Here is a 5,304-nt window from a genome sequence, read left to right as displayed (position 1 = left end):
AGTTGAAGGTGCCCACCTGGTAACCGGCTCTGGTCAGGTGGGTCTCGCCCTTGGCCTCGGCGATACCGAAGTCGACCAAGTACGCGAAATCGGCCGGCGTGACAATGATGTTCTGCGGTTTGACGTCCCGGTGGATCAGTCCCTCAGCATGGGCGGCGTCGAGCGCGGCGGCGATCTGCTGGATGATCGGCACCGCTCGTTCCGGTGCTAACGGCCCCCTTTTTAGCAAGTCGTAGAGGGTCTGGCCTTGGACCAGGCGCATGTCGATGTACAGGGTGCCGTCGATCTCGCCCCAGTCGTGGATGGGGATGACGTGTGGTTCCTGCAGCACTGCGGCGGCGTGCGACTCGCGCAGAAATCGGGTACGGAAGCTTGCGTCTTGGGCGTTCTCGTCGGTGAGTATCTTCAGGGCGACCGTTCTGTTTTTGCCGGTGTCATACGCCTCATAGACCTCACCCATCCCGCCCTCGCCGAGCAGGCGGTTGAGTTGGTATTTGCCGAACGTCCCGCCGGCGTGCGGGTGCTGGGCGCTCAACTAGACCTCCCCTCGCTACCGACGTAGTATCCAACGCGCGGCCGGCATGTGGAGGCTGTTTGCCCAGGTCGCGGCGCAGTACTCATAGCCGGAGGGGGTGACGAAATCTCCAGCAGAACCCGCCTTCGCACCGCTATCCGCGCGTATTCGTGGCTGGACAAGTTTTGAAATTATATTGCCTGCGCGGGGACGCACCGATAAAGTACACGCCCGCCGATTTTGGCTGACGTCGTCCCACAGCCGGTTAGATACCAGTGCCGGAGTGTGGCGGCTGGTGCGCCGATGCACAGATCTAACAATTCCGGCATGATCTTGTGATTTACCTCCGTCGCTACCGAATCGTTAAAAAAGGCTGAGTCTCCGGCGTCTCGAAACGGCCGGAAGTGAGATGATCGCCTGACGCAACCGGCTTGGTGAGTTATTCGGCAAGTGTTGTCCGTTGCGTTTGCGAGTCGCTTGCGTTTTTTAGCATGGAGGAGGGGTGAGGAAGCCCCACGGCTCCCGCAAACAGGCTGCGGCTAGTAATGTACCCGACCAACGCAACCACTTGGTGAGCCATTCGAGAACGCAATGTCACTCGCGTTCGATAACGCAATGTCATTCGAGAACGCAGCAATTCGAGAACCTGAAAATTAAGAAGGAGAAGGTGACCGGTCGGGGGCGCAGAGGCTCCGCGGTCAGTGCAGGGTCGGGGGTCGAAGGTCGCCACCAGCGACCGCAGCCCCCGATCCTTGACCGTGGAGGGGCGCCCCGCAGGACGGGCACTCGCGGGTGTGGGGATCACCAAGTCAGCCCGCGTGGCGACTGCCTGGGCAACGCGGCGTCGCCTCGCCAGATTGAGCACTTTCCTCTCCATGCCGAGTCGTCTGGTGGGTGGGGTGACCGGAGAGACGCTCGCAAGCCTGCTCGCTGAGGCGTCGCATCGGCATCGTTGGTGTCGCCAGCGATGCCCATGAGGTTGTCCAGCACAACGAAGTTGAACCCCTCGGCGAGCAGGAATTCCGCTAACGCCTCCCACTCGTCGGCCCGTGTGGTCCGACCGACGCGAAACATCGGCACGTCAACCTGAGCCCCCTCGGGCAGGTGCTCGCAGACCCGTTCGCCGTACTCCTCATCTGAGCCGGGGTCGGTCCACAGAATCGCCGGTTTCCACAGCTTCGCCGTGTCGGTGGGTTGCATCCCCAGGAACTCCCGCCCGTCGATTAGCAGCGCAAGCAGCATCGCCGCAACGAGATACGACTTGCCGACACTTGACCGCCCCGTAGATCAGCGTCTAGGTCGTCGCAGCTTAGGTCTACGAGCTCGGTAACGCGTATCCCGGTTTCGGCCAGCAGCCGCACGATCGCCTCGTCGCGGCGGTCGCGAAGGCTCTTGCCTTGGCAGACCTTGATGAGCCGTTTGAGTTCGTCCTCGGTCAGTGGGTCGGTCACCTTCTGGTCGAATTTCGGCGGCGACATGCGCACCAGCGGGTCAAACGGCAACTCCTCTTCCTCGGCCAGCCACGCGGCGAAGCGCTTCAGCCCGCCCAACCAAGTGTCGGCACTTTTGGCCGACGTCCCGGCGCCGAGCAGGTCGGCAATCCAGGTCTGGGCGTTGGCCTTGGTCAGTGCGGCGGGCGTGCCGGTGCGCTCACACCAGCGCAGAAACGAGTTCACGCCCGCGGTGTAGGTGGTGACGGTCTTGGGGGATTTGCCGGTGGATCGCACGGTCCGATGCCAGGAGGGCATCAGCGCGGCTAAGTCCGGCAAACTTTCGGTCACCGGCCTGGTGTGACATCATCTGCTGTGCCTGTCGAACGCCGCCACGAATGGGTTTGAAATGCTGGCGCTTAGATCAACCCGGTCGCGTCGAACACCCATGACGTGTCCGCTTTGGACAGATTCTCCATCCAGGACGGCGGCGCGTGGTTGGCGATCGCACCGAAATCCCAATAGTCCTTCCATAACGTCACCTTGCCGTCGGAGACCTTGTGCACCGAAACAAACGGCAGCACAGCGGTTTCGCCGGTGTCCCATCGCCACGTTTCGGAGTGTTCGTACATCACGTCGGAGCCGTTGCACACCAGCAGACCGTCGTGGTTCTCATATCCGGCCAGCGGCTCGAGCCCGACCTTGAGCCGCTTGACGATGTTGTCGGGTCCACGCGCGGCCAATGTTGGACCGACGGGCATGTCGACGTAGATACAGTCCGCCGACAAAAACGTCTTGACTGCGTCCCAATCGCGTAGCGACAGCGCCAGCCACAGCCCCAGTACCGGGGCCGCGGCCGCGTTGGTGGTCACGGACGTCAATACAAGGCGGTCGCTGAGTGTATGTCAACGAACGACCTGTTATGCCCACGGCGAACTCTGGCATACCGCACGCCGGTGCGGCGCTGAGGTGGTTATGCCTGACGAGCGCCCTGACGCCGACGCCCTCGACGCCTACTCCGCTGTGGTCACGAGGGTCGCCCAAGTCGTGTTGCCGAGCGTCGCGAGCCTGGCGGTGCGCTCGCGGCGGGGGGAGGGCAGTGGCAGCGCCAGTGTCATCACATCCGACGGCTACCTGCTGACCAGCGCCCATGTGGTGGGCACTGCCCGTTCCGCGGAGGCGACGTTCGCCGACGGCGCCACGGTGACCGCAGACGTCGCGGGCCGCGACGTGCTTTCCGACTTGGCGGTGCTCAAGGCGCGGGGTAGCGTTCCGGCGCCGGTCGCCATGGGACGCGCCGAGCACCTGCAAGTCGGGCAGCTGGTGGTGGCGGTCGGCAACCCGCTGGGCCTGGCGGGCAGTGTGACCGCCGGCATCGTCTCCGGGTTGGGACGCTCGCTGCCCACCCGCGCGGGCCGCGTGGTCGACGAGGTGATCCAGACCGATGCCGCGCTCAACCCGGGCAACAGCGGCGGCGTGCTCGCCGACGGGCGCGGGCGGATGGTCGGCGTGAGCACAGCTGTCGCTGGTGTAGGTCTTGGACTGGCCGTGCCGATCAACGAATCCACACACAAGATCATCGCGGCGCTGATGCATACCGGCCGGGTGCGTCGCGCGTGGCTGGGTATTGCCGGCTCACACATCCCGGTACCCCCGGCGGTGGCCGCCAAGCTGGGAACAACGCACGGTCTGCAGCTGGCCAGCGTCGTTCCCGGCAGCCCGGCAGCTCAAGCCGGGTTGCGCCGCGGCGACATCGTGGTCAGCGTCGACGGCCGAAACGTGGTGACGGCCACCGCCATTCAGCGGCTTATGGTCGAGGACGCCATCGAGCGTCGTATCGAGATGACGGTGTGGCGCAACGGCGCCCTGGTCGATGTTGTGGTGGTGCCGCGTGAGCTCGCCCAACACTGATCAGCTTTAGTGTCTCCGCGAAACAGAAGCGACGGCTGCGTCATCGCCGAGATCGCGACCTTGGCTTCTATCTCGCGATGCGCGCCAATCAGTCAGCGGTGGCCAGTGACCTGACCGGCCCCAGCGCCACCGGCAACGTCGACCAGCCGCGCAGCACCCGCGTATCGCGCCGGCTGCCCGCCCCCGCGGAGCGCACGTCGGGAAAGCGGTCGAAGAACGCCTTCAGCCCCACCTCGCCCTCGGCGCGGGCCAGCGCGGCCCCCAGGCAGAAGTGCCGGCCGCCGGAGAACGCCAGGTGCCGGCCGGCGTTGGGCCGTTCGATGTCGAACCGGTGCGGATCGGTGAACACGCCGGGGTCACGATTGGCCGCGGCCAGGTAGACCACCACCATCTCGCCACGCTTGATCGCGTTGTCGGCCAACACAGTATCGGTACTCGCCACCCGCGCGGTGAGCTGAACGGGTGAGTCGAGCCGCAGGATCTCCTCGACCGCATTCGGCCACAGCTGCGGGCGCTCGCGCAGCGTGCGCAAATGCCCGGGCGTGTCCAGTAGCATCCGAATCCCGTTGCCCAGCAGGTTAACCGTGGTCTCCAACCCGGCAGCCAGCACGAGACCGGCGATCCCTTGCAGCTCTGTTTCGGTCAGATGCGTTTCAGCGCTTCCGCTTTCGGCCATCTGTAACAGTTGGCTCATCAGGTCATCGCCCGGCTCGCGTCGCAACTGGCGAAGATGGCCCGCCAGCCACAAATTGAATCCGGCGATGCCGCGCTGTACCTGCTGGTATTGCCGCCACGGCAGACCGATGTCCAAGCTGGGCGCGGCCAGCTCACCGAACTCCAGGATGTGCCCGCGGTCGCTGTCCGGCACGCCGAGGATGTCACTGATGATTGCGACCGGAAGCTGCGAGCAATACCGCTCGACGATGTCGACGACACCCCGCTCGTCGGCGAGCTCGCCGAGAAGAGCAGTCGCCCTCTGCTCGACTCGATCACGCAGCGCCGCGACCGCCCTTGGCGTGAACACCGACGACACCGTCTTGCGATAGCGGGTGTGTTCGGGCGGCTCCACCGACAGCAGGGACGGCGGCCGCAGTGGATGCAGCATGTCGTCGCGGACGCGGGACTCCAGTCGGCGCAGCGGCGCCGGCAAATTGGACCCCATCGACAAGACGCGGAAGTCCTCCGACCGCAGCACTTCCTGCGCGACGGCGTGGTCGAGGGCAAGGTAACTGATGCGGCCGCGCACCAAGGGGCCGTGCCGCCGAAGTCCTTCATAGAAGGGCACCGGATCAGCCTTGACCGCCGGATCTGCGATCAACCGGCCCTGCGGATCGCCGCGCCTCGCGCCCAGCCATGCGACGCTGCGGATGAAGCCATGCAGCGCCAGCCAATGCAATCTCTGCCTCAACGCATCCCCGTTTGCTTGGTGATTCCGAAACTGGTACGTGG

The 5,304-nt window shown here is 65.0% G+C and carries 5 protein-coding genes and 1 pseudogene (1 of these 6 only partly in view); 1 reads left to right on the top strand and 5 read right to left on the bottom strand.

Annotated features, from left to right (window positions below):
* From ACFE99_RS18620 to ACFE99_RS18605, 4 genes and pseudogenes are all read right to left on the bottom strand, one after another.
* Window positions 1–460: pseudogene (locus tag ACFE99_RS18620) on the bottom strand (serine/threonine-protein kinase); it reaches 1,003 nt to the left of the window's first position.
* Window positions 461–1,315: 855 nt separating this feature from the next.
* The gene (locus tag ACFE99_RS18615; RefSeq protein WP_375487843.1) at window positions 1,316–1,756 is read right to left on the bottom strand and encodes a hypothetical protein; all 441 of its coding nucleotides are present in this window, start codon (window positions 1,754–1,756) and stop codon (window positions 1,316–1,318) included.
* Window positions 1,738–2,295: a tyrosine-type recombinase/integrase gene (locus ACFE99_RS18610; protein ID WP_375487841.1), complete on the bottom strand. Its 558-nt coding sequence runs from the start codon at window positions 2,293–2,295 to the stop codon at window positions 1,738–1,740. Before ACFE99_RS18610 ends, ACFE99_RS18615 begins: the two co-directional genes overlap by 19 nt.
* A gap of 68 nt (window positions 2,296–2,363) precedes the next feature.
* Window positions 2,364–2,816: a nuclear transport factor 2 family protein gene (locus tag ACFE99_RS18605; RefSeq protein ID WP_375487839.1), complete on the bottom strand. Its 453-nt coding sequence runs from the start codon at window positions 2,814–2,816 to the stop codon at window positions 2,364–2,366.
* Between the two features lie 103 nt (window positions 2,817–2,919).
* Between ACFE99_RS18605 and ACFE99_RS18600 the strand changes: the two genes are divergently transcribed.
* On the top strand, window positions 2,920–3,855 hold the full coding sequence (locus tag ACFE99_RS18600; RefSeq protein WP_375487837.1) for a S1C family serine protease: 936 nt from the start codon (window positions 2,920–2,922) through the stop codon (window positions 3,853–3,855).
* 88 nt (window positions 3,856–3,943) lie between these two features.
* Here ACFE99_RS18600 and ACFE99_RS18595 read toward each other — a convergent pair whose 3' ends face one another.
* Window positions 3,944–5,263 (bottom strand): cytochrome P450, encoded by a 1,320-nt coding sequence (locus ACFE99_RS18595; RefSeq protein ID WP_375487849.1) that lies wholly within the window; start codon window positions 5,261–5,263, stop codon window positions 3,944–3,946.
* Between the last annotated feature and the right edge of the window lie 41 nt (window positions 5,264–5,304).

It is taken from the genome of uncultured Mycobacterium sp. (assembly GCF_964249325.1).
Taxonomy (GTDB): Bacteria; Actinomycetota; Actinomycetes; order Mycobacteriales; family Mycobacteriaceae; genus Mycobacterium.
The sequence above is the reverse complement of the archived record's forward strand: the minus strand, read 5'-3'. Positions and strand labels throughout refer to the sequence as shown.